Source organism: Stenotrophomonas sp. KH_052 (assembly GCF_057838755.1).
On the sequence record NZ_CM174475.1, the window covers coordinates 1,236,176 to 1,259,494 of the forward strand.

Consider the following 23,319-nt stretch of genomic DNA (forward strand, 5'->3'; position numbering starts at 1 on the left):
AACCTGGGCGATGATAACCAAACCATTCGTTGGCGTACTGTTGGTTCTGTGTGCGGCCGCAGCATCGGCCTCGGCGGCGGAACCGGCCTGCGTCACGGTGGAGCAGGGCTGGGCGCGGCTGCCGCCGAACCCGGCGATGCCGATGACCGCCGGCTACGGCGTGATCCACAACGGCTGCAGCAAGGCGGTGGCGATCACCGGCGCGACCAGCAGCAGCTTCAACGATGTGTCGCTGCACGAAACCACGATCGTCGATGGGGTCAGCCGGATGCGCGCGATCGAGCGTCTGCCGCTGGCACCGGGCGCGCGCGCCGAGCTCAAGCCCGGTGGACTGCACCTGATGCTGATGCAGGGCAAGGGTGCGTTGAAGGAAGGCCAGGTGCTGCCGCTGCGGCTGCAGCTGGAGGGCGGTGGCGAGGCCAGCGCCACACTGACGGTGCGCAAGGTTGCCCCGTGATGCACTGCCCGTTCCGCCGGGCCATGCCCGGCGAGCGCGTAGCGCGGTGAGGCTTTACGACCAGTCGTACGAGAACAGCACCGTGCGGCTCACCGGCTCGTACAGCATCACGATCGCGTCGGCGCCGGTGGCGCACCAGTTGTAGCCGGCTACGTCGGCTACGGCGAAGAACTTGTTGCCATCGCGGGTGATGATCACCGTTTCGGCATCGTCCGCAGCGTTGGGATCATCGGCAGCCTCGGTAAAGCCCAGTTCGAAGGCCGCGGGAATTTCTGCGGTTTCGGTCCAGTTGCCGAAACCGATCGGGCCACCGAGCGTATCCAGATAATCGCGCTCGCTGGCCTCACCCTTGCCGTAGCGCGAGTAGCAGGCGAGACGACCGTGTGTGGCATGGTAATCGCGGGCCTTGGCGTAGCTCTCGCGCATCTGCACGATGTGCTCCTGCGCATCCTTGTCCTGCACCGCATCGCCGATGAAATAACCCTCGTTGCCGAGGAAACGCATCTCGTTGCCAGCGGTCAGCTCGAAGGCGATCCAGTTGGTGCCGGTGAACGCGTTGTGGTGTTCTTCAGTGGTCTCGCCGATGCAGCCGTCATACGGCTCGATCGGGCACAGCATCGTCGCCACCTGGCCGGCCAGTTCCGGGCGCAGCACGCCCAGGTCGATCTTCAGCAGCGGCAGCAGGTGCTGGCCGAGCCAGGATTGGTCGGCAGTGAAGACGTCGGCGGGGAAGGGGACCATGCCGGGCAGCAGGTCGCGTAGTTCAGTCTGGTGGATCATGTCAGTCCTTTGAACGGGAACGGTAGCGCCGGGCCATGCCCGGCGGGGCCAATGCCGACCAAGGTCGGCATCTACCGAGGGCGCGTCAGCTCGACGCGTTGCGGATCGCCTCCGGCAGCGGTGCGCTCTTGCCGGTCTGCGTATCCATCCACACCACCACCACGTTGCCATCCGAATACAGCTTCGAGTCGTCCTGCTGGTCGACGATGCGGTGGCCGATGGTCACGCTGCTGTTGCCGAGGCGCTCGACGAACAGTTCGACCAGGATGTCGTTGGGCCATACGATCGGCAGCCGGTAGTTGACGTTGGTCGCGGCCACCACCGGTGCGATGCGGTCGGTCATCGACACGCCTTCCACACCCAGCATCCAGCGCACGCGCGCTTCTTCCAGGTAGGAGATGTACTTGGCGTTGTTCACATGGCCCATGCTGTCCATGTCACGCCAGCGCACGCTGATCGGAACGCGTGCCAGGATCTTGTGCTCGTTGCTCATCAGGCATCCTTCTTCTTGCGGGGCGAAGCGGTCTTGCTGGCCTTGCCGGTGCTCTTGGCAGCGGCTGCCTTCTTCGCCGGCTTCTCCGGCTTGACCTTGCGCGGCGGGCGCGCATCGGGCTTGTTGGCCACGGCGGCGGGCTGGTCCGGGCGCGCGCTGGTGGACGGCAGCATGCGGGCCAGGAACTGGCCGGTATACGACTGCGGGCAGGCCGCCACGTCTTCCGGCGTGCCGGTGACCAGGATGGTGCCACCGCGATGACCGCCTTCCGGGCCGAGATCGACGATCCAGTCGGCGGTCTTGATCACGTCCAGGTTGTGCTCGATCACCACCACCGTGTTGCCTTCGTCGCGCAGCTTGTGCAACACGCCCAGCAGCGCTTCGATGTCGTGGAAGTGCAGGCCGGTGGTTGGCTCGTCGAGGATGTACAGGGTGCGGCCGGTATCGCGGCGCGACAGTTCCTTGGACAGCTTCACGCGCTGCGCTTCACCGCCGGACAGCGTGGTCGCGCTCTGGCCCAGCTTGATGTAGCTCAGGCCCACGTCCACAAGTGTTTCCAGCTTGCGCGCGATCGACGGCACCGGCTCGAACAGCTTCAGTGCATCCTCGACGGTCATTTCCAGCACGTCGCTGATGTTGAAGCCCTTGTAGACGATCTCGAGCGTCTCGCGGTTGTAGCGCTTGCCGTGGCAGACATCGCAGGGCACATACACGTCCGGCAGGAAGTGCATCTCGACCTTGATCAGACCATCGCCCTGGCAGGCCTCGCAGCGGCCACCGCGCACGTTGAAGCTGAAGCGGCCCGGCGAGTAACCGCGTGCACGCGCTTCGGGCACCTGCGCGAACAGTTCGCGCAGCGGGGTGAACAGGCCGGTATAGGTGGCCGGGTTCGAGCGTGGGGTGCGGCCGATTGGCGACTGGTCGATGTCCACCACCTTGTCGAACAGGTCCAGGCCATCGATCTCCTTGTAGGGGGCGATCGGGTGCGAGGCGCCGTTGATCTCGTTGGCGGCCAGCGAGAACAGGGTGTCGTTGATCAGCGTCGACTTGCCCGAGCCGGACACACCGGTCACGCAGGTCAGCAGGCCCGACGGAATCGCCAGGTCCACGCCCTTCAGGTTGTTGCCGCTGGCGCCGCGCAGGTGCAGCGTCATCTTCGGGTTCGGCTTGTGCCGGCGCGCCGGGATCTCGATCGCACGCTTGCCCGACAGGTACTGGCCGGTCAGCGAACGCGGTGCCTCCAGGATGTCCTGCAGGGTGCCCTGGCCGACGATTTCGCCGCCGTGCACGCCCGCGCCCGGACCGATGTCCAGCACGTAGTCGGCCAGGCGGATCGCGTCCTCGTCATGCTCGACCACGATCACCGTGTTGCCAAGGTCGCGCAGGCGGGTGAGGGTGCCGAGCAGGCGTTCGTTGTCGCGCTGGTGCAGGCCGATCGACGGCTCGTCGAGCACGTACATCACGCCGACCAGGCCGGCGCCGATCTGGCTGGCCAGGCGGATGCGCTGCGCCTCGCCACCGGACAGGGTGTCGGCCTTGCGCTCCAGGGTCAGGTAATCGAGGCCAACATCGACCAGGAAGCCGAGGCGTTCGCCAATCTCCTTGACGATCTTCGATGCGATCTCGCCGCGCCAGCCTGGCAGGCTCAGTTCACTGAAGAACTTCAGGGCCTCGTCGATCGGCAGCACAACCAGCTCGGGCAGCGGGCGGTCGGCCACGAACACGTTGCGCGCGGCCTTGTTCAGGCGTGCGCCGTTGCATTCCGGGCACGGCCGTTCGCTGATGTACTTGGACAGCTCCTCGCGCACCGCCGGCGACTCGGTTTCCTTGTAGCGCCGTTCGAGGTTGGGAATGATGCCCTCGAAGCGGTGCTTGCGCTGGGTGCGACCACCGGCTTCGGTGAAGTAGGTGAAGGTGATCGCTTCATCGCCGCTGCCATACAGCACGGCCTGCTGCACGCTGTCCGGCAGCGAGTTCCACGCCGCGTCGACGTCGAACTTGTAGTGCTTGGCCAGCGAGGCGATCAGCTGGAAGTAATAGGCGTTGCGGCGGTCCCAGCCGCGCACGGCACCGGCGGCCAGCGACAGCTCCGGGTGCACGACCACGCGCGAGGGGTCGAAGAACTCGGCCATGCCCAGGCCATCGCAGCCGGGGCAGGCGCCCATCGGCGCATTGAACGAGAACAGGCGCGGTTCCAGCTCCGGCAGCGAGTAATCGCAGACCGGGCAGGAATACTTGGAGGAGAACAGCGTCGGCGTGCTGTCGGCAGTGTCCAGGCTCTGCACCGAGGCCATGCCGTCGCCCAGCTTCAGCGCAGTCTCGAAGCTCTCGGCCAGGCGCTGCTTGATGTCCTCGCGCGGGCGGAAGCGGTCGATCACCGCTTCGATGGTGTGCTTCTGGCGCAGTGCCAGCGCTGGCACCTCGTCGATCTCGTACAGCTCGCCATCCACGCGCACGCGCACGAAGCCCTGCGCGCGCAGCTGGTCGAACACCTGGGCGTGCTCGCCCTTGCGGTCGCGGATGACCGGCGCCAGCAGCATGTAGCGCTGCTCCGGATCCAGCGTCAGCACGTGGTCGACCATCTGGCTGACCGTCTGCGCTTCCAGCGGATAGCCATGGTCCGGGCAACGCGGAGTGCCGACGCGGGCATACAGCAGGCGCAGGTAGTCGTAGATCTCGGTGATCGTGCCGACCGTCGAACGCGGATTGTGCGAGGTCGACTTCTGCTCGATCGAGATCGCCGGGGACAGGCCCTCGATGTGGTCCAGGTCCGGCTTTTCCATCACGCTCAGGAACTGGCGCGCATAGGCCGACAGCGACTCGACGTAGCGGCGCTGGCCTTCTGCATAGATGGTGTCGAACGCCAGCGAGGACTTGCCCGAACCGGACAGGCCGGTGATCACGATCAGCTTGTCGCGGGGCAGGTCGAGGTCGAGGTTCTTCAGGTTGTGCGTCCGCGCGCCGCGGATGCGGATGAAATCCATCGCCATGGGGGATCCGGTTGTGGGGGCGTTGGCTGGATGCCGGGCCAGCAGGGAACGGCAATCGGTCAGCCTACCGAGGTGACCAGATGGGGGCAATGGGCGACAATGCCAGCCCGGAGTCTCACCTGCTGAGACCGCCCGACAGCTTTGTGTAGAGCCGAGCCATGCTCGGCTGCCTGGGCCCCGTGCCGTTCAGCCGAGCATGGCTCGGCCCTACAGGGGCGGGGGAAGGGCCGCCCGGGGCCATTCAGGGGGTTGACTTGACCCGCCCTGGCCCCTCTGCGTACAATTCCGCTCCTGTCCGCCCTCGATGGCGGCAGTCCATAGACCACAATAACTACAGAGGAAGTCTGGTCATGTACGCAGTACTGGTCACCGGCGGTAAGCAATACCGCGTGGCGCAGGGCGAAAAGCTCCGCATTGAAAAGCTCGAAGTCGAAGTCGGCAGCGAGATCAAGTTCGACAACATCCTGCTGCTCGGCGACAGCGATGGCATCAAGATCGGCGACGCCCTGAGCGGCGCTGCGGTCACCGCCACCGTCCTGTCCCAGGGTCGTGCTGACAAGGTCCGGATCATCAAGTTCCGTCGCCGCAAGCACCACATGAAGCGTCAGGGTCACCGTCAGTACTACACCGAAATCGAGATCACCGGCATTGCCGGTGGCAGCAAGTAAGGAGATAGGTCATGGCACATAAAAAAGGCGTAGGCTCTTCGCGCAACGGTCGCGACTCCAACCCGAAGTACCTCGGCGTCAAGATCTTCGGCGGCCAGGCCATCGAAGCCGGCAACATCATCGTGCGTCAGCGCGGCACCCAGTTCCACCCGGGTTCCGGCGTTGGCCTGGGCCGTGACCACACCCTGTTCGCCCTCGTGGACGGCAAGGTGGAGTTCTCGGTCAAGGGCGCCAAGAAGCGTCGCACCGTCAGCGTCGTGTCGGTCGAAGCCTGATAAGGCTTGGCCAGCTGCCATGCCCCGGCATGGCGTCGCTGGTCGAATCGCACGCTGCATGAAGAGCCCCGCTTCGGCGGGGCTTTTCGTTGGAATCAGTGGTACAACGGGCACGGCCCGATCGCGGGGCGCGGCCCCGACAGCTGGAGCGCATCCGGCACGACATTCAAGCAAGGCAGCGGCACGCAGGCCGCGCCCATCGCAGGCATCGAAACAATGAAACTGGTAGACGAAGCAGAAATCGAAGTGTTCGCCGGCAACGGCGGCAACGGCTGCATTGGCTTCCGTCGCGAGAAGTTCATTCCGCTCGGCGGCCCGGACGGCGGCGACGGCGGTGCGGGCGGCAGCGTGTACATCCGCGCCGACGAAAACCTGAACACCCTGGTCGACTTCCGCCATGACCGCATCTTCAAGGCGCAGCGTGGCGAGAACGGCATGGGCCGCCAGGCCTATGGCAAGGGCGGCGAAGACCTGACCATCACCGTGCCGGTTGGCACCGTGATCATCAACGTGGCCACCGACGAAATCATCGGCGACCTGACCCAGCATGGCGACCGCCTGCTGGTGGCGCAGGGCGGCCGTGGTGGCCTCGGCAACATGCACTTCAAGAGCTCGACCAACCGCTCGCCGCGCCAGGCGCTGCCGGGCGAGCCGGGCGAAGAGCGCACGCTGAAGCTGGAGCTGAAGCTGCTGGCCGATGTCGGCCTGCTGGGCTTCCCCAACGCTGGCAAGAGCACCCTGATCCGTGCCGTTTCGGCGGCGACGCCGAAGGTGGCCGATTACCCGTTCACCACGCTGTACCCGAACCTGGGTGTGGTGAAGGTGGAGAACTACCGCAGCTTCGTGATTGCCGACATTCCGGGCCTGATCGAAGGCGCCGCCGACGGTGCCGGCCTGGGTGCGCAGTTCCTGCGCCATCTGCAGCGCACCCGCCTGCTGCTGCACCTGGTGGACATTTCCCCCATGGAAGGCGGCGTGGAAGGCATTTCCCCGGTCGAGCAGGTGCGTGCCATCGAGCGTGAGCTGGAGAAGCACGACCCGGAGCTGCTGCAGAAGCCGCGCTGGCTGGTGCTGAACAAGGCCGACCTGATGTTCGAGGACGAGGCCAAGGCTGCAGCCGAGCAGATCGTCGCCGAGCTGGGCTGGAAGGAGCCGTGGTTCCTGGTTTCGGCGCTGGGCCGCGAAGGCACCTTCCCGATCATGAGCCGGATCATGGCGTTCTTCGATCGCCAGAAGGAAGATGAGCTGGAAGCCCGCAACGCGCTGTAATGCCGTTGTGGTTCCGCGCGAAAAACCCGGCTTCGGCCGGGTTTTTTTTGTTGTGGTAGTGCCGGCCAGCGGCCGGCACTACCGGATCGCGCGGACCCCGTGGATCGCCTGGATCGCAGGCAACAAAAAACCCGGCCGAGGCCGGGCTTTTGTCTGCAGCCCAACCCCGAAGGGCAGGGCTGCAACGCCGGATCAGGCGGCCGCGAGGGCCTTGATGCGGTCGTTCAGGCGGCTCTTATGGCGAGCAGCCTTGTTCTTGTGGATCAGGCCACGCGCGCTGAAGCGATCCAGGATCGGCTGGGCAACGGCGAAGGCGGCTTGGGCGCCGGCGGCATCGTTGGCGTCCAGCGCCTTGATCACTTTCTTGACAGCGGTGCGCAGCATCGAGCGCTGAGCCACGTTGCGCGCGTTGCGCACGACGGTCTGCTTGGCGCGCTTCTTGGCGGACTTGATATTGGCCACGGTGGTGGTTTCCTGAAAAAATCGGTGTTATGGGAACAGCAAGCTAGCTAGTATGATGGCCCGAGAAATGCACGTCAAGTCGATTGTCAAGAGGGACGCTGAGTGAGTTCACCGAAGATGTTGCGAGGCCTGCTGTCGTTCAGCAGCATGACCATGGTCTCGCGGGTGCTCGGACTTGTCCGTGACCAGGTGATCACCACCACGTTCGGCACCAATGCGGTTACCGATGCGTTCTGGGTTGCCTTCAGGGTACCCAATTTCCTGCGGCGATTGTTCGCCGAGGGCTCCTTCGCCACCGCATTCGTGCCGGTGTTCACGGAAGTGAAGGAGACCCGCAGCCACGCCGAACTGCGTGAACTGATGGCCCGCACCGCCGGCACCCTGGGTGGGGTGCTGATGCTGGTCACCGCGCTGGCGCTGATCTTCGCCCCACAGCTGGCCTCGGTCTTCTCAAGCGGTGTTGATACCGACCCGGTGAAGCAGGGCCTGCTGGTCGACCTGTTCCGGCTGACCTTCCCGTTCCTGTTGTTTGTCTCGCTGACCGCGCTGGCCGGTGGTGCGCTGAACAGCTTCCAGCGCTTCGCGATGCCGGCGCTGACCCCGGTGATCCTCAACCTGTGCATGATCGCCGGCGCGCTGTGGCTGGCGCCGCGGCTGGGCGGCACCCCGGAGAAGCAGATCCTGGCACTGGGCTGGGCGGTGCTGGCCGCCGGCCTGCTGCAGCTGCTGTTCCAGCTGCCTTCGCTGAAGGGCATCAACCTGCTGACCCTGCCGCGCTGGGGCTGGAGCCATCCGGGCGTGCGCAAGGTGATGACGCTGATGGTGCCGACCCTGTTCGGTTCCTCGGTGGCACAGATCAACCTGCTGCTGGACACCGTCATCGCCGCCAAGCTGACCGACGGCTCGCAGTCCTGGCTGTCGCTGGCAGACCGCTTCCTGGAGCTGCCGCTGGGCGTGTTCGGCGTGGCGCTGGGTACGGTGATCCTGCCGGCGCTGGCCCGTCATCATGTGAGCACCGACCGCGAGGGCTTCTCGCGCTCGCTGGACTGGGGCCTGCGCATGACCCTGCTGATCTCGGTGCCGGCCATGCTGGGCCTGCTGCTGCTGGCCGAACCGCTGATCGCGACCATCTTCCAGCACGGCCAGTTCAGTGCCTTCGATACCCGCATGACCGCGCTGTCGGTGTACGGCCTGAGCTTCGGCCTGCCGGCGTTCGCCCTGCTGAAGGTGGTGCTGCCGGCGTTCTATGCGCGCCAGGACACCAAGACCCCGGTGCGCGCCGGCGTGGCCGCACTGGTGGCCAACATGGTGTTCAACTTCGCTCTGCTGGCGGTGCTGTACCAGGTGATGGTGCCGGACGAACTGAAGGCGCAGGGCGTGATGGCCGCCATCGGCAAGCAGCCGGGCCTGCACCTGGCGTTGGGCATCGCCAGCGCGCTGTCCAGTTACCTGAACCTGGGCCTGCTCTGGTACTGGCTGGGCAAGACCGATGTCTACCAGCGTCGGCCGGGTTGGGGCGGCTATCTGGTACGCCTGCTGCTGGCCTGCGCGGCCATGGTCGGCGTACTGCTGGCCCTGCTGTACTGGCTGCCGGGCTTCTCGGCGATGGGTGCATGGGAGCGGATCGGCGCACTGGCACTGCTGGTCGGCGGCGGTGGCGCGACCTATGCGGTGGCCATGGTGGCAATGGGCTTCCGCCCGCGCGACCTGCGCGGGCATTGATCGCGGCCTGTGGCGGCTATACTTCAGGGTTACACCATTGAAGCGGCGGCCCCGGTTGGGCCGGAACGAGAGTTGATGAGCAGGCTGTTCAGAAGCGTCGAGGGCGGGGAGCTGTTCCCCAACGGAAGCGTGGTCTGTATCGGTGCATTCGACGGCCTCCATCTGGGCCATCGTGCGCTGGTCCGCCACGCGGTTGCCCGCGCGCGCGCCTTGGGCGTGGCCGCAGTTGCCGTGGCGTTCGAGCCGTTGCCGCGTGAATTCTTCGCCCAGGGCACGCCGCCGCCGCGGCTGACCCTGGCGCGCAGCAAGGTCGAGATCCTGCGCGAGCTCGGCGTCGATGCGATCGGCCTGCTGCGTTTCGACGCAGCGATGGCGGCGATGCCGGCCGAGACGTTCGTACGCCAGCTGCTGGTCAATCGCCTGAGTGCGCGTGAGGTCTGGATCGGTCCGGAGTTCTGTTTCGGCAACCGTCGTCGCGGCGACCTGGCCCTGCTGCAGAAGCTCGGCGCCGAGCTCGGTTTCAGCGCTGGCGAGATCGAAGCGGTCGACCTGCATGGCGAGCGCATTTCCAGCACCCGCATCCGCCAGCTGCTGCAGGACGGCGACTTCGCCCGTGCCGGCGACCTGCTTGGCCGCCCGTATGCGATCAGCGGCCGGGTGGTGCGTGGGCGCCAGCTTGGCCGTACGCTGGGTTTCCCTACCGCCAACCTGCGTTTCCCGAAGACCCCGGCGTTGTCGGGCATCTACGCAACCTGGGTGCACGGCGTGTTCGACCAGCCGTGGCCTTCGGTGTCCAGCTTCGGCACGCGGCCGACCGTGGATGGCGTGGAGCCGTTGCTGGAAGCCCACCTGTTCGATTTCCAGGGCGATCTGTACGGGCGCCACATCGACGTCGAATTCGTCGCCAAGCTGCGCGACGAAGAAAAATTCAATGATCTGGCGGCGCTGACCGACCAGATGCACCGTGACGCCGAACAGGCGCGCGCCATCCTTTCCGAACATAGATTGCGAGCCACTGCGTGAGCCAGGACTACAAGACCACCCTGAACCTGCCAGCCACCGAATTCCCGATGCGCGGCGACCTGCCCAAGCGCGAGCCGGGCATTCTGGCGCGGTGGGAAGAGCAGGGGCTCTACCAGCAGCTGCGCGACAACGCCGCAGGCCGCCCGCTGTTCGTGCTGCATGACGGCCCGCCGTACGCCAACGGCCGCATCCACCTCGGCCACGCGGTCAACAAGATCCTGAAGGACATCATCGTCAAGTCGCGCTACCTGGCCGGCTTCGATGCGCCCTACGTGCCGGGCTGGGACTGCCATGGCCTGCCGATCGAGATCGCGGTCGAGAAGAAGTGGGGCAAGGTCGGCACCAAGCTCGACGCCGTCGAATTCCGCCAGAAGTGCCGCGAGTTCGCCGAAGAGCAGATCAACATCCAGCGCGTGGACTTCAAGCGCCTGGGCGTGACCGGTGACTGGGACAACCCGTACAAGACCCTGAGCTTCGACTTCGAAGCCAACGAAATCCGTGCGCTGGCCAAGGTCGTGGCCAACGGCCACCTGGTGCGTGGCGCCAAGCCGGTGTACTGGTGCTTCGACTGTGGCTCGGCGCTGGCCGAGGCCGAGATCGAATACCAGGAAAAGGAATCGCCGGCGATCGACGTGGCCTACGCCGCGCGCGATGCGCAGGCCATCGGCCAGGCGTTCGGCGTGAGCGTGCCGGCCGATGTGGAAGTGGCCGTGCCGATCTGGACCACCACCCCGTGGACGCTGCCGGCTTCGCTGGCGGTGTCGCTGGGCGCGGAGATCAACTACGTGCTGGCCGAAGGCCCGGCGCACAACGGCAAGCGCCGTTGGCTGGTGCTGGCCGCCGCCCTGGCCGAGCGCGCACTGCAGCGCTACGGCGTGGAAGCGGTGGTGCTGCACGGTGAGGCGGACGGTTCGGCGCTGGAAAACCAGCTGCTGGCGCACCCGTTCTATCCGGAGCGCGAGATCCTGGTGCTCAACGGCGAGCACGTGTCCGACGAGGACGGTACCGGTGCGGTGCACACTGCCCCCGGCCACGGCCAGGAAGATTACGTGGTCAGCCAGAAGTACGGCCTGCTGGACAAGTACAACGCTGGCCAGGTCACCCCGATCGACGGCCGTGGCGTGTACCTGGAATCGACGCCGCCGGCGGGTGACGTGGTGCTGGCCGGCCAGCATCTGTGGAAGGCGCAGGAGGCCATCGTCGGCGTGCTGCGCGACAACGGTGCGCTGCTTGCCTTCCACCCGATCCGCCACAGCTACCCGCACTGCTGGCGCCACAAGACGCCGGTGGTGTTCCGCGCCACCCCGCAGTGGTTCATCTCGATGGACAAGGCCAACCTGCGCAACGATGCGCTGGCCGCCATCGACACCGTGGGCTGGTTCCCGAGCTGGGGCAAGGCGCGCATCCAGAGCATGGTCGATGGCCGCCCGGACTGGACCATTTCGCGCCAGCGCACCTGGGGTGTGCCGATCGCACTGTTCACCCATCGCCAGACCGGTGAGATCCACCCGCGTTCGGTGGAGCTGATGCGGCAGGTTGCCGACCGCGTTGAAGCCGAAGGCATCGACGTGTGGTACTCGCTGGACGCCAGCGAACTGCTGGGTGCCGAAGCGGCCGACTACGAGAAGGTCACCGACATCCTCGATGTCTGGTTCGACTCGGGCGTGACCCATGAGGGTGTGCTCGCCGCGCGTGGCTTCGGCAAGCCGGCCGACCTGTACCTGGAAGGTTCCGACCAGCATCGTGGCTGGTTCCAGTCCTCGCTGCTGACCGGCGTGGCGATCGACAAACGCGCGCCGTACAAGCAGTGCCTGACCCACGGCTTCACCGTGGACGAGCACGGCCGAAAGATGTCCAAGTCGCTGGGCAACGGCATCGAGCCGCAGGACATCATGAACAAGCTGGGCGCGGACATCCTGCGCCTGTGGATCGCCTCGGCCGACTACAGCAACGAGATGTCGCTGTCGCAGGAGATCCTCAAGCGCAATGCCGACGCCTACCGTCGCCTGCGCAACACCGCACGCTTCCTGCTCGGCAACCTGGACGGTTTCGATCCGGCCCAGCACCTGCAGCCGCTGGACCAGATGGTCGCGCTGGACCGCTGGATCGTGCATCGCGCGTGGGAACTGCAGGAGAAGATCAAGGCGGCCTACGACGGCTACAACATGGCCGAGATCGTGCAGCTGTTGCTGAACTTCTGCAGCGTGGACCTCGGTTCGCTGTACCTGGACGTGACCAAGGACCGCCTGTACACGATGCCGACCGATTCCAGCGGTCGCCGTTCGGCACAGAGCGCGATGTACCACATCGCCGAAGCATTCACCCGCTGGGTCGCGCCGATCCTGACCTTCACCGCCGACGAGCTGTGGGGCTACCTGCCGGGCGAACGCGCCGAGCATGTGCTGTTCACCACCTGGTACGACGGCCTGGCGCCGCTGCCGGCCGATGCCCAGCTCAACGCCGCCGACTTCGACCAGCTGCTGGCCGTGCGCGAGCAGGTGGCCAAGGTGCTCGAGCCGATGCGCGCCAACGGCGCGATCGGTGCCGCGCTGGAGGCGGAGATCACCATCGCCGCCAGCGAAGAGCAGGCCGCGCGCTGGCAGCCGCTGGCCGATGAACTGCGTTTCCTGTTCATCAGCGGCGACGTGCAGGTGCGCCCGGCGACCACCGACGAGGTGTTCGTCAGCGCGCAGCCGACCACCAAGGCCAAGTGCGTGCGCTGCTGGCACCACCGCGCCGACGTCGGCAGCAATGCCGACCACCCGGAACTGTGCGGCCGCTGTGTGAGCAACATCACCGGTGCCGGTGAAGTGCGGAGCTGGTTCTGATGGCCGCGCCCCGTCCGCATCCGAACGCCCTGGTCTGGCTGCTGCTGTCGGCGGCCATCATCGGCCTGGACCAGTGGTCCAAGGCCTGGGTTCTGTCGAGCCTGCCGGAGTTCCAGCCGGTGGTGGTCATCGACGGCTTCTGGAACTGGTACCGCACCTACAACACCGGTGCGGCGTTCAGTTTCCTGAGCGACGCCGGTGGCTGGCAGAAGCACTTCTTCACCGTGCTGGCGATCGCCATCAGTGGCCTGATGGCCTGGTGGCTGCGCAGCACCGCCCGTGGCAACTGGAAGGCGGCGGTGCCGTATGCGCTGATCATCGGCGGCGCCATCGGCAACGTGATCGACCGCCAGGTGCATGGCCACGTGGTCGATTTCATCCAGTGGTACGTGGGCAGCTACACCTGGCCCTCGTTCAACATCGCCGATTCGGCCATCGTGGTCGGTGCCGTGGGCATCGCCCTGTTCGGCCTGTTCGAAGGCAAGTCCGCCAAAAAGGCGGATAATGCCAACCCGAAACCGTAAGCCGGCCGCTGCCGGGAGACTGAACTGATGGATGTGCTGCTCGCCAACCCGCGTGGATTCTGTGCCGGCGTCGATCGTGCGATCGAGATCGTCAAGCGCGCGATCGAAACGCTGGGCGCGCCCATCTATGTCCGCCATGAAGTGGTGCACAACCGCTTCGTGGTCGATGACCTGAAGCAGCGCGGCGCGATCTTCGTCGAGGAACTGGATGAAGTGCCGGACAACAATACGGTCATCTTCAGTGCGCACGGCGTGTCCCAGGCCGTGCGCCAGGAAGCCGAACGCCGTGGTCTGAAGGTGTTCGACGCCACCTGCCCGCTGGTGACCAAGGTGCACTTCGAAGTTGCCCGCCACTGCCGTGCCGGCCGTGACGTAGTGCTGATCGGCCACGCCGGTCACCCGGAAGTGGAAGGCACCATGGGTCAGTGGAACCGCGAAGCCGGTACCGGCCAGATCTATCTGGTGGAGGACGTGGAGCAGGTTGCCACGCTGCAGATCAAGCAGCCGGAAAACTTCGCCTACACCACCCAGACCACGTTGTCGGTGGATGACACGCGCGGCATCATCGATGCGCTGCGCGAGCGCTTCCCGGCGATGCAGGGCCCGAAGAACGACGACATCTGCTACGCCACGCAGAACCGCCAGGATGCCGTGCGCGACCTGGCCAAGCGCTGCGATCTGGTGCTGGTGGTCGGCTCGCCGAACAGTTCCAACTCCAACCGCTTGAGCGAGCTGGCCCGCCGCGAAGGCGTCGAGTCGTACCTGATCGATGGTGCGCACGAGATCGACCCGGCGTGGGTGGTGGGCAAGCAGCACATCGGCGTGACTGCGGGTGCCTCGGCGCCGCAGGTGCTGGTCGATGGCGTGCTGGCGCGGCTGGCCGAGCTGGGTGCCAACGGCGTGGGCGAGCTGGACGGCGAGCCGGAATCGATGGTGTTCGCGCTGCCGAAGGAACTGCGCCTGCGCCTGGTCGACTGACCGCGGCAGGTGTTCGCCGGGCATGGCCCGGCGCTACCGGGTGTGTGTCATCCACGCATGGTGTGGATCTACTGCGTTGGTGGGTGCGGACCGTTGGTCCGCACTGATGGTCGCACCACCATGACCTTCGGCCATGGGGCCGCGCACGCGACAGGCCTAGCATCAAAGGTTCTACCGCTGCTGGAACCTGCCCGATGAAGACCCGTGCCCTGGTGATGTCCGTGCTGTTCGCGCTGGCCGCCACGCCTGCGCTGGCGCAGACCTCGCCCCCGGCGAACGCAGCGGCCCCCGGCTTGCTGCGCATCGATGTGGACGCGCGTGACCTGGCCCGGCGCATCTTCAAGGTGACTGCCACGGTGCCGGCCAAGCCCGGCCCGATGACCCTGCTGTACCCGCAGTGGATTCCCGGCAACCATTCGCCGACCGGCCCGATCGACAAGCTGGCCGGGCTGCGCGTGACTGCCAACGGCAAGCCGCTGGCCTGGCAGCGCGACCAGTTCAACGTCTATGCGTTCAAGGTGAACGTGCCCGAGGGCGTGAGCGAGATCGTCGCCTACTTCGATTTCCTGTCCTCGCAGGGCGGCAGCCAGGGCCGGGTGGTGATGACCCCGGAAATGCTCAACCTGCAGTGGAACGCCAATTCGCTGTACCCGGCCGGAGTCGATGCGCGCAACCTGCAGGCGCAGGCCAGCGTGACCCTGCCCAAGGGCTGGTCGTTCGCCACTGCGCTTGAAACCGCACGCCGCGACGGTGACACCGTGGTGTTCAAGCCGATCTCCTATGACCATCTGGTCGATTCGCCGTTGTTCGCTGGCGAGCACTACCAGCGCATCGATCTCGATCCGGGCGCAAAGGTGCCGGTGCATCTCAATGTGTTTGCAGACGAAGCCAAGTCGCTGAAGCCGAGTGACGCGCAGATCACGATGCACCGCGCGCTGGTGCAGCAGGCCGACAAGCTCTATGGCGCGCGCCATTACAACCACTATGAGTTCCTGCTGGCGTTGACCGACCGCCTCGGCGGCATCGGCCTGGAGCATCACCGTTCCAGCGAGAACAGTGCCGACCCGGGGTACTTCACAGAGTGGGACAGCAACGCGTGGATGCGTGATCTGCTACCGCACGAGTACACCCATTCCTGGAATGGCAAGTACCGTCGCGGCGCCGATCTGGCCACCGCCAATTTCAACGTGCCGATGGGCGACAGCCTGCTGTGGGTGTACGAAGGCCAGACCCAGTTCTGGGGCCAGGTGCTGGCCGCGCGCTCTGGGTTGTGGTCGACCGCGCAGGCGCGCGACATGCTGGCCAACGTGGCCGCGACCTATGACCGTGGCCGCCCGGGACTGGCCTGGCGCCCGCTGCAGGACACCACCAACGACCCGACCATCGCCCAGCGCCGCACGCTGCCGTACCGCAATTACCAGATGAGCGAGGACTATTACTCCGGCGGCCAGATGCTGTGGCTGGAAGTGGAGGGCAAGCTGCGCGAGCTGAGTGGCAACCGGCGCAGCCTGGACGACTTCGCGCGTGCGTTCTTCGGCGTCGGCAATGGCGACTGGGACGTCAACCCGTACACCTTTGATGACGTGGTCGCGACCTTGAACGGCATCGCCCCGTATGACTGGGCCACGTTCCTGCGCGGGCGCCTGGACGGTCATGGTTCGTTGACCGGCGGCCTGGAACTGGCGGGCTGGAAGCTGGTCTATCGCGATGCCCCGAACGATGCCTACAAGGCGCAGGAGAAGCGCGCCAAGGCGGCGCTGCTGGCGTATTCGCTGGGCGCGACCGTGCTCGACAGCGGCACGGTCGGTGATGTGATCTGGGACAGCCCGGCGTTCAATGCTGGCCTGGCGCCGGGCATGAAGGTGATTGCAGTTGGCGGGCGCGAGTACAGCAGCCAGCGGCTGAAGGATGCGGTGGCGGCAGCAGCAAAGGACAAGGCACCGATCGTGTTGCTGGTGAAGCAGTTCGACCGCATCGAAACGATGAGCATCGCCTACCACGGTGGCCTGCAGTACCCGGTGCTGGAGCGCATCACCGGCAAGCCTGACCGCCTCGCAGAGCTGTGGAAGGCGCGATGAAACCGCGCGCCGGCGATGGTCTGATCCTGCTGATGGCAATCCTCGCCATCGTCGGGGCCTACCTGCAGGGGGACGGGCGCTGGCTGCATTGGCTGGCCAAGCCCGCCACCACGCTGTTGATCGCCGCCATCGCCTGGCGCGTGCATGATCCGGCGCAACCGTTCTACCGCCGCGCGGTGCTGGCCGGCATGCTGCTTTCGTGCGTGGGCGACATTGCGCTGATGCTGCCGGTGGATGCGTTCGTGCCGGGGCTGGTCGCCTTCCTGTTGGCGCACCTCTGCTACATCGTCGCATTCCGCGATGGCTTGCGTGCCGGACGCGGCCTGCTTGCCTCCAGCGTCCTGCTGGCGGCGTTCGCCGTGCTCAATGTACTTGGCCTGTGGCCGCACCTGCCCGCACCGATGCGCATTCCAGTGCTGGCGTACGTGGTGGTGCTGGCCTCGATGGCCGTACTGGCTCTCGCACGGCAGTGGCGCCGTCCGCAGCCCGATGCCATGCAAGCGGGCAGTGCACGCTGGGCCGCGGCAGGTGCATTGCTGTTCGTGGCCAGCGATTCACTGCTGGCCTGGGACCGCTTCGCCGGTGGCCTGCCGCTGGCCAGCCTGCTGGTGCTGTCCACGTACTACGGCGCGCAGTACGCCATCGCGCGCTCGGTGAAGTAGCAAAAAGGGGACGGAGGGGATTAAGTCGCAAACCGCACCAAGGCACATGCGACTTAATCCCCTCCGTCCCCTTTTTTTTGTGGTCTACCGGCGGCTCACGCCGAGCACGGTGCCCTGCGCATCGAACTGCAGGCGCACCGATTCGCGGTCTCCGGCAACTTCATCCGGCAGCCACACCAGCTTGCCGCCCTTGCGTACGATCACGTAGACGTGGCCGACTTCAGATGCGGGGTTCTGCAGGGCATTGCGTTGTTGCTGCAGTGCCTGTGCCACGCGCGGCACGGCGTCGAAATCGATGCTGGCCAGGGATGTGCTGCTGCGCTGCAGGCTGATGGTCGGCGCGAACTGCTGCGGATTCACCGGATTGCCCTTGCGCCACTGGCCACGCTCGAAGTGGTAGCTGTCGACGTGGGCTGGCTGCTGGGGATCGATCAGATCCAGGTTGATGCGACCATCATCGTAGAAGTGGATGCTGTGGAAGACCGTCAACCGCTGCCCGGCCAGCGCCGGCAGTTGCTCCAGTGCCTGGCGCGCGGCCTGCAGGTAGTCTGCATCGAACAGACGGTTGTTGCGTTCGGGAATCGGAATGGGTTGCGGATCCGGTACCGGCGCGAGCGATCCAGGATTCTCGCGCGACGGCTGCATGGTGACCGGCGCGGGCAACCGGTCGCGCTGCACCGAGTGGCCCAGCGTTTCGCTGATCGTCTGCAATCCGCCGCCAGCAACGGCCACGCCCGCCAGCACCAGCAGCACCAGCGAGAACACCAGCCGGGTGGAGGGCGGCTGCTTCATATCCCCTCCAGGCGCACGTTGCCACGATCATCCGGGTCGTACAGCAGCGTCACGTGCTCGCGCGGGATGTTGGCCAGTTCGATCAGCGGGATGAAGCGACGCACGCTCGCCTGCTGCACAGCGCCTTCGCGGTCGGTGTACTGCAGCTGGAATTCCACCTGCGGCTGTTCGTTGAGATAGGTGCCGGTCTGGCGCACCTTCAGCACCCTGGCTTCCACGCCGATGCCGCGATACTTCAGCGCGTCGCCACGTGCATCGGCGTGCAACAGTCGGCCGAGCAGGCGCAGGCCCAGTGCGTAACCGCACAGCACCAGCGGGCACATCAGCAACGGGTGGCCGAACGACAGGAAGGTCCAGCCCAGGCCTTCGCTCTGCAGCCTGTAGGTGAACACATAGGCACTGGCAACCACCACGATGGCGATGCCACCGCCGATCCCTCGCCGCCACAGGCTGGCAACATCCAGCTCGGGATGGGCGCCGTCGAGCACCACGTTGGGGAATTCGCCTGGCGTGCGGCTCAGGCGTGCATCGAGGTGATTGCCTGCGACGAAGCGCTGCAGCTGCGGTTTGCTGTCGACCACCAGCATCTGCTCACTGATCGGCGTGCCGGACAGGTTCTGGAAGGCCAGCTGCAGCTTCCACTGCGCGAAGCCATGCATATGCACGCCGGTCTGTTCGGCCTGCTTGATCAGTGTGGTGCGCGGCTCACCATCAGTGAGAATCGAGCGCACCCGGTACAGGGCGCGCAACGGGCCCAGCAGCAGGTAATGCAGGAACGCGAGCAGCAGGACCAGCCACAAGGCCAGTGACAACGCCAGCAGCAGCACGGCCAGCCACGGCGGGCTGCGATCGGCCAGCGCCACCGGCCATGACGTGCCGAAATAGAGGATGCAGGGGAAAGGCAACGCGAAGAACAGCAGGAACGCGCCCCAGAACCAGAGATAGGCCTTCATGGGGTGGAGGTGGCAGACCGGTGGAACAGGGCGCGTAGGTTACTACGCTTCAGCGGAATTGCAGGGTCAGCAGATAGTAGCGGCCGAGTGGGTCGTCCAGCCCCGGCATCTGCCCGCCGTTGCCGACCAGATAGTTCACCGGCTGCGTGTCGAGCACGTTGTGCACGTCCAGCGCGGCGACAAGGCGAGGCCCCAGCCGGCGTGCGAGGTGCAGGTTCCAGCGCAGCTGCCGCGGGTTCATGCAGTGGCTCAGTTCGATCTGCTCCTGCGGGCACTCGGCACCGGGCAGCCACGCGCGCGTGCGTCCGGTCTGGTTGCCACGCAGCGCGATATCCCAATTGCTGTTCTGCCATTGCACGTTCAGCACGGCGGCGATCTCCGGCGTAACATGGCCGCGCAGGTCCACCGCGGGTTCATGATCGCGTCGCCGACGCAGTTCCTGCTGCTTCAGCGCATCAACCGAGAACAGCCACTGGCCGTTGCTGCCGGCATCGATGCGGTACTCGCTGCGCAGTACCCAGTTGCGGGACGTGGTGCGGCCGATGTTGTCGAACGACAGGCGCAGGCTGCTCAGGTGTCCGTCTTCGTCCAGCTGCCAGGTGCTGCGGTTCCAGACTGCGTCGGATGGCTGCAGCGCCAGAATCTCGTTGCGCAGCTCGACGATGTTGTGGGTCAGCGACACCGAAAAAGTGTCGTTGGGTGTCCAGCTGGCGGCCAGCGAATGACTGCGCGAGCGCTCTGCTTTCAACGCGTCGTTCTCCACCACCTCGGCGGTGACGCTGCAACGACCATCACTGATGGTCATCGCGCATTCCGGCAGCGCGCTGGAGGCGGGCAGCGTGATCGAGCCGAAGTAGCCGGGCGGTCGCCGCTGTTCGAACAGGCTGGGAGCGCGGTAGCCGCGTCCGCTGGCCAGCAGGAACGACCACTGCGGTGTCGGGCTCCAGCGCAGGCCGGCCCGTGGCGAGAACGCCATGAAACCGCCATCACGATCCCAGCGAGCGGCCAGGTCCGCGCGCAGCGTGGGCGCAAGCGGCAGGCCGAGTTCGGCGTAGACGCCGCTGCTCTGCCGCGACAGGCGACGTTGCTGCTGTGGCAGGCCCAATGCGAGGTCACCCTGGCTGAGCAGCGCATCGGGACGCGACGTCCAGCGTTCATGGCGCAGGTCGATGCCGGTGGCCAGCTGCGCGGGGCCGCCAGGCAGCGGCATCAGTTCGCGCTGCATGCCCCACCAGCCCTGCCACTGTTCGGTACGTCCGCGGTTGCGGATGGACGGGAACAGCGTTTCCACCTCGGCTGCTGGTGGTGCGTCGAAGCCAGGGGTGAATCTGCGGGCCTGCGTCGCTTCCAGGAGCCGGGTCGCACGCACGGTGCCTGCCGTGGACAGCGTGACGTCACTGCGTTGCGAGCTGATTCCCGCTTCCCAGCTGCGTCGGCCCTGGTCACGGCCGAGACCGAAAGTGATATCTGCATCGGTGGCGCGAACGCTGGGGCGCACATTGCCTGCTTCATGCAAGACGCTGTTGAAGGTGATTCCGCGCGAGACCACGGCGATGGCGGTGGGGCCGAGATCGAAGCGCTGCCGGTTGTGGTTGGCGCGCGCTTCGACATAGGCATAGCGTCCTTCGCCGCGTTCATGCCGGTAATGCAGGTAGGCCGAAGCGGTATCCGAGGCGGGTTGCAACGAACGCGGGCGCGCACTGTCGAACCAGCAGCCATCCTCGCGCCGCTTCAGTGGAGGCTCGCAGCGCCGGGCCGGCAGATACCAGTTGCCGAAGATCGCGCCGATCGGATACAGCGAGGTTTCTGCATGCCAGTCGCGGCGATCACCGGCCACATGCTCGACCCGGTGCAGGTCAAGGCCTGCAAACCAGCGGTCACCGCCTTCGCGCAGCCCGCCGGTGGCCATCTGGACACGGTACTGGCCGGCGTCGCCACGGCTGCTCAGCCCGGTCTGCAGCATCGCTTCGGGACCATCGGCCTGGTCGCGCAGGATGATGTTGACCACTCCGGACATCGCGTCGGCACCGTAGATGGCGGAGGCACCACCGCGGACCAGTTCGATGCGATCGACGAAGCTCAGGGGAATGCCGCCCAGGTCGGTCAGCCCGCCCTGTTCCAGCGACACCATCGGGTAGCGCGGCAGTCGCCTGCCGTTGACCAGGAACAATGTTGCACGTGGCCCCATGCCATCGAAGCTGGTGGTGGCCGCGGCTCCCACCGGCAGGTACTGCGAATCACCACTGCGAGCGCTGCTCATCGCAGGAAGGCCGTTCATTCCGGGCAGATGGCGCAGCAGGTCGAACAGGCTGCCGTAGCCACTGCGCAGGATGTCGGCGCGATCGATCGTTGTCACCGGCAGGGTGGTCTGTACCGAGGTGCGTGGCAGGCGGCTGCCAGTGACATGGATTGGTGCCAGTTCCACCTGCGGCGGGCGCTCCGGTGCCGTGCGCGGGCCGGCCACGGGCGTTGCAGGAGATGTCGCTGCTGCGGGCGCGGGGGCCACTCGGATGCGTCGGATGACGAAACCGCCGGACGGCGTACGCAGGACATTCACCGGCATGCCGGCGACCAGTTGTTTCAGGGCCGTGGCAGGGTCTGCCTGGCCGTTGGCCCCATCGCTGTGCAGCCCACTGAGCTCGCGGGCGTCGAACAGCAGGGCGATGCCGCTCTGTCGTGCCCACTGCTGCAACGCCGACGGCAATGGGCCAGCACCGACACGCGTGCCTGCCGCTTCACCGGCGCTGGCCACCGGCAGCACGGCCGCCAGCAGCGCCAGGTACAGCAGGGGGCGGAGCAGCCCCCACTGCCGCGCGCCCGGACCTGCTGCCATGGCTGGCACCTCTCAGTAGGTGCGACGCAGTTCCAGCGCGCCATCCGGGCGCGTCTGGCCAGCGACGGACCATCCCAGTTCCAGCGCGGACAGCAACTCCTGTGCGTCGCCTGCGCGGAACGTTCCACTTACCGCCAGATCGGTGATCTCCGGGTCGACAATCACCAGTGGCGTCCGGCCATAGCGGTTCATGCGTTCGACCACGATCGACAACGGTGTGGCATCGAACACCAGTTTTCCGCGCAGCCAACCTTCGGCCGCCACGGTGGAGGACAACGCCGGGCCAGGCTGGATGCGGCCGGAGGGCAATACCTGCAGCTGCTGGCCGGGCGCCAGCATGTGCTGGGCCGTGCCGTTGCTGACTTCAACCGCACCTTCCAGCAATGCCACTTCAACCAGTCCATCGCGCAGGCGCTCGACCTGGAAGGTGGTGCCGATGTCGCGGATGGTGCTGTCGCCGGCACGCAGCTGCAGCGCCTTGCTCGACGGCGCGACCTGCAGTTGCAGACGTCCGCGTTCCAGTTCCAGATCGCGATGACGCCAGCCGAAGCGCGCGCGCAGCGTGGTGCCGGCGTCGAGGGTGGCCAGGCTGCCGTCGGCCAGGGTCAACTGGCGCGGCAGACGGGTGTCATTGGCATACAGCTGCGGTGTCGGATTGCCATCCAGCGCAATCATCCAGCCGATGCCGATCGCCAGACAGATGCCGGCGGCTGCGGCCAGGCCGGGCAACAGGCGGCGGCGTGCAGGCCGCGCCACGCGCGCGGCCGCAGTGCGCAGCCACGGGTCGGAGCCCAGCGTCTCGCCCTGCTGGAACAGCGTCTCGGCCTGTACCCAGGCTTTGACATGGGCAGGATCTTCAGCCAACCAGTCTTCGAATGACTCGCGCTCGGCCGCGGTGCAATCCGGGGCTTCCAGGCGTGCCACCCAGTCGCTGGCACGTTCGTACAGCGAGGCATCTTCCTTGTGCCGGAGGCGGCTCATTCGGCGTCCCCGTCGTGATGCAGCGGGTCCGGTCCCAGTTCCTGACGCAGGCCCTGAAGGGCACGGGCAATATGTTTTTCCACGGTCTTGGCGGTGATTCCACAGTGCCGCGCGATCTGCGTATAGCTCATGCCGGTGATCCGGTTGAGCAGGTACACCTCGCGCGCGCGCTCGGGCAGTTTGAACAGGGCCTGCCGCAGCAGGGACAGCATCTGCCCGGACTCGGCCTGGCGCAATGGATCGGGCGACTGGCTGGTGGGCTCGTCGCTGCCATCATGCTCGGCCAATGACAGGTGCGGTCGCGATTGCGGTGAGCGGCCGCGATCCGCCAGGCGGTTGCGGGCGATACGATACAGCAGCAGGCGCAGCTCGTCGGGCCCGTGCGCGCGATAACGGATCAACCGCTCCATGCAGTCCTGCGCGATATCCTCCGCATCCTCCGGCCCGACCCCCCGAGTGCGCAGGAACGCGCACAGCGGCGTGCGTTCTTCGCGTACGAACGCGATGAAGGCGTCCGCGGGCACGGGCAGGTCCGATGCGCGATGGATCAG

At 66.3% G+C, this 23,319-nt stretch carries 20 protein-coding genes; 11 read left to right on the forward strand and 9 right to left on the reverse strand.

Annotated features, from left to right (window positions below):
* Positions 1 to 10 precede the first annotated feature (10 nt).
* Positions 11 to 457: a copper chaperone PCu(A)C gene (locus AC3ITW_RS05640; protein ID WP_012510410.1), complete on the forward strand. Its 447-nt coding sequence runs from the start codon at positions 11 to 13 to the stop codon at positions 455 to 457.
* A gap of 54 nt (positions 458 to 511) precedes the next feature.
* Here the strand turns inward: AC3ITW_RS05640 and AC3ITW_RS05645 are convergent, their stop codons facing one another.
* The 3 genes from AC3ITW_RS05645 to uvrA form a co-directional block, all read right to left on the reverse strand.
* The gene (locus AC3ITW_RS05645; RefSeq protein ID WP_004148249.1) at positions 512 to 1,237 is read right to left on the reverse strand and encodes a hypothetical protein; all 726 of its coding nucleotides are present in this window, start codon (positions 1,235 to 1,237) and stop codon (positions 512 to 514) included.
* Between the two features lie 85 nt (positions 1,238 to 1,322).
* Complete coding sequence (locus AC3ITW_RS05650; RefSeq protein ID WP_004148280.1) at positions 1,323 to 1,730, reverse strand: acyl-CoA thioesterase; 408 nt, start codon at positions 1,728 to 1,730, stop codon at positions 1,323 to 1,325.
* A complete protein-coding gene (gene uvrA / locus AC3ITW_RS05655; protein ID WP_032969243.1) occupies positions 1,730 to 4,720 on the reverse strand; it encodes an excinuclease ABC subunit UvrA in 2,991 nt (996 codons plus the stop codon). The genes AC3ITW_RS05650 and uvrA overlap by 1 nt, the downstream gene beginning before the upstream one ends.
* Before the next feature lie 350 nt (positions 4,721 to 5,070).
* Between uvrA and rplU the strand changes: the two genes are divergently transcribed.
* The 3 genes from rplU to cgtA all read left to right on the forward strand — a co-directional run bounded on the left by rplU (position 5,071) and on the right by cgtA (position 6,932).
* Positions 5,071 to 5,388, forward strand: coding sequence for a 50S ribosomal protein L21 (rplU, locus tag AC3ITW_RS05660; RefSeq protein ID WP_004148331.1), 318 nt, complete (start codon positions 5,071 to 5,073; stop codon positions 5,386 to 5,388).
* Between the two features lie 11 nt (positions 5,389 to 5,399).
* Positions 5,400 to 5,663 carry a 50S ribosomal protein L27 gene (gene rpmA / locus AC3ITW_RS05665; protein WP_004148333.1) on the forward strand — a complete coding sequence of 88 codons (264 nt, stop codon included), beginning with the start codon at positions 5,400 to 5,402 and terminating at the stop codon, positions 5,661 to 5,663.
* A gap of 216 nt (positions 5,664 to 5,879) precedes the next feature.
* Complete coding sequence (gene cgtA, locus AC3ITW_RS05670) at positions 5,880 to 6,932, forward strand: Obg family GTPase CgtA (protein ID WP_004148388.1); 1,053 nt, start codon at positions 5,880 to 5,882, stop codon at positions 6,930 to 6,932.
* A 192-nt stretch (positions 6,933 to 7,124) separates the two neighbouring features.
* Here cgtA and rpsT read toward each other — a convergent pair whose 3' ends face one another.
* A complete protein-coding gene (gene rpsT, locus AC3ITW_RS05675; RefSeq protein WP_004148449.1) occupies positions 7,125 to 7,394 on the reverse strand; it encodes a 30S ribosomal protein S20 in 270 nt (89 codons plus the stop codon).
* Positions 7,395 to 7,511: 117 nt separating this feature from the next.
* Here rpsT and murJ point away from each other — a divergent pair, with 117 nt between their 5' ends.
* From murJ to AC3ITW_RS05710, 7 genes are all read left to right on the forward strand, one after another.
* Positions 7,512 to 9,116 (forward strand): murein biosynthesis integral membrane protein MurJ, encoded by a 1,605-nt coding sequence (murJ, locus tag AC3ITW_RS05680; protein ID WP_065722482.1) that lies wholly within the window; start codon positions 7,512 to 7,514, stop codon positions 9,114 to 9,116.
* A gap of 75 nt (positions 9,117 to 9,191) precedes the next feature.
* On the forward strand, positions 9,192 to 10,139 hold the full coding sequence (locus AC3ITW_RS05685) for a bifunctional riboflavin kinase/FAD synthetase (RefSeq protein WP_012510414.1): 948 nt from the start codon (positions 9,192 to 9,194) through the stop codon (positions 10,137 to 10,139).
* The gene (gene ileS, locus AC3ITW_RS05690) at positions 10,136 to 12,967 is read left to right on the forward strand and encodes an isoleucine--tRNA ligase (protein WP_004148457.1); all 2,832 of its coding nucleotides are present in this window, start codon (positions 10,136 to 10,138) and stop codon (positions 12,965 to 12,967) included. The genes AC3ITW_RS05685 and ileS overlap by 4 nt, the downstream gene beginning before the upstream one ends.
* On the forward strand, positions 12,967 to 13,491 hold the full coding sequence (gene lspA, locus AC3ITW_RS05695) for a signal peptidase II (protein ID WP_004148459.1): 525 nt from the start codon (positions 12,967 to 12,969) through the stop codon (positions 13,489 to 13,491). Before ileS ends, lspA begins: the two co-directional genes overlap by 1 nt.
* 27 nt (positions 13,492 to 13,518) lie before the next feature.
* Positions 13,519 to 14,469: a 4-hydroxy-3-methylbut-2-enyl diphosphate reductase gene (gene ispH / locus AC3ITW_RS05700; RefSeq protein ID WP_004148461.1), complete on the forward strand. Its 951-nt coding sequence runs from the start codon at positions 13,519 to 13,521 to the stop codon at positions 14,467 to 14,469.
* Between the two features lie 194 nt (positions 14,470 to 14,663).
* Positions 14,664 to 16,547: a M61 family metallopeptidase gene (locus AC3ITW_RS05705; protein WP_100434224.1), complete on the forward strand. Its 1,884-nt coding sequence runs from the start codon at positions 14,664 to 14,666 to the stop codon at positions 16,545 to 16,547.
* Entirely contained in the window at positions 16,544 to 17,209 is a 666-nt protein-coding gene (locus tag AC3ITW_RS05710; RefSeq protein WP_100434225.1) for a lysoplasmalogenase, read from the forward strand. Before AC3ITW_RS05705 ends, AC3ITW_RS05710 begins: the two co-directional genes overlap by 4 nt.
* An 84-nt stretch (positions 17,210 to 17,293) precedes the next feature.
* Here AC3ITW_RS05710 and AC3ITW_RS05715 read toward each other — a convergent pair whose 3' ends face one another.
* Genes AC3ITW_RS05715 through AC3ITW_RS05735 form a run of 5 tightly spaced genes read right to left on the reverse strand, consistent with a single transcriptional unit; the run spans position 17,294 to position 23,292 of the window.
* Complete coding sequence (locus AC3ITW_RS05715; protein WP_004148528.1) at positions 17,294 to 18,001, reverse strand: hypothetical protein; 708 nt, start codon at positions 17,999 to 18,001, stop codon at positions 17,294 to 17,296.
* A complete protein-coding gene (locus tag AC3ITW_RS05720; protein WP_004148530.1) occupies positions 17,998 to 18,954 on the reverse strand; it encodes a hypothetical protein in 957 nt (318 codons plus the stop codon). Before AC3ITW_RS05720 ends, AC3ITW_RS05715 begins: the two co-directional genes overlap by 4 nt.
* A gap of 49 nt (positions 18,955 to 19,003) precedes the next feature.
* Positions 19,004 to 21,787 (reverse strand): TonB-dependent receptor domain-containing protein, encoded by a 2,784-nt coding sequence (locus tag AC3ITW_RS05725; RefSeq protein ID WP_489390133.1) that lies wholly within the window; start codon positions 21,785 to 21,787, stop codon positions 19,004 to 19,006.
* 12 nt (positions 21,788 to 21,799) lie between these two features.
* A complete protein-coding gene (locus tag AC3ITW_RS05730; RefSeq protein ID WP_012510419.1) occupies positions 21,800 to 22,768 on the reverse strand; it encodes a FecR family protein in 969 nt (322 codons plus the stop codon).
* Positions 22,765 to 23,292 carry an RNA polymerase sigma factor gene (locus AC3ITW_RS05735; RefSeq protein WP_004148617.1) on the reverse strand — a complete coding sequence of 176 codons (528 nt, stop codon included), beginning with the start codon at positions 23,290 to 23,292 and terminating at the stop codon, positions 22,765 to 22,767. The genes AC3ITW_RS05730 and AC3ITW_RS05735 overlap by 4 nt, the downstream gene beginning before the upstream one ends.
* Positions 23,293 to 23,319 lie beyond the last annotated feature (27 nt).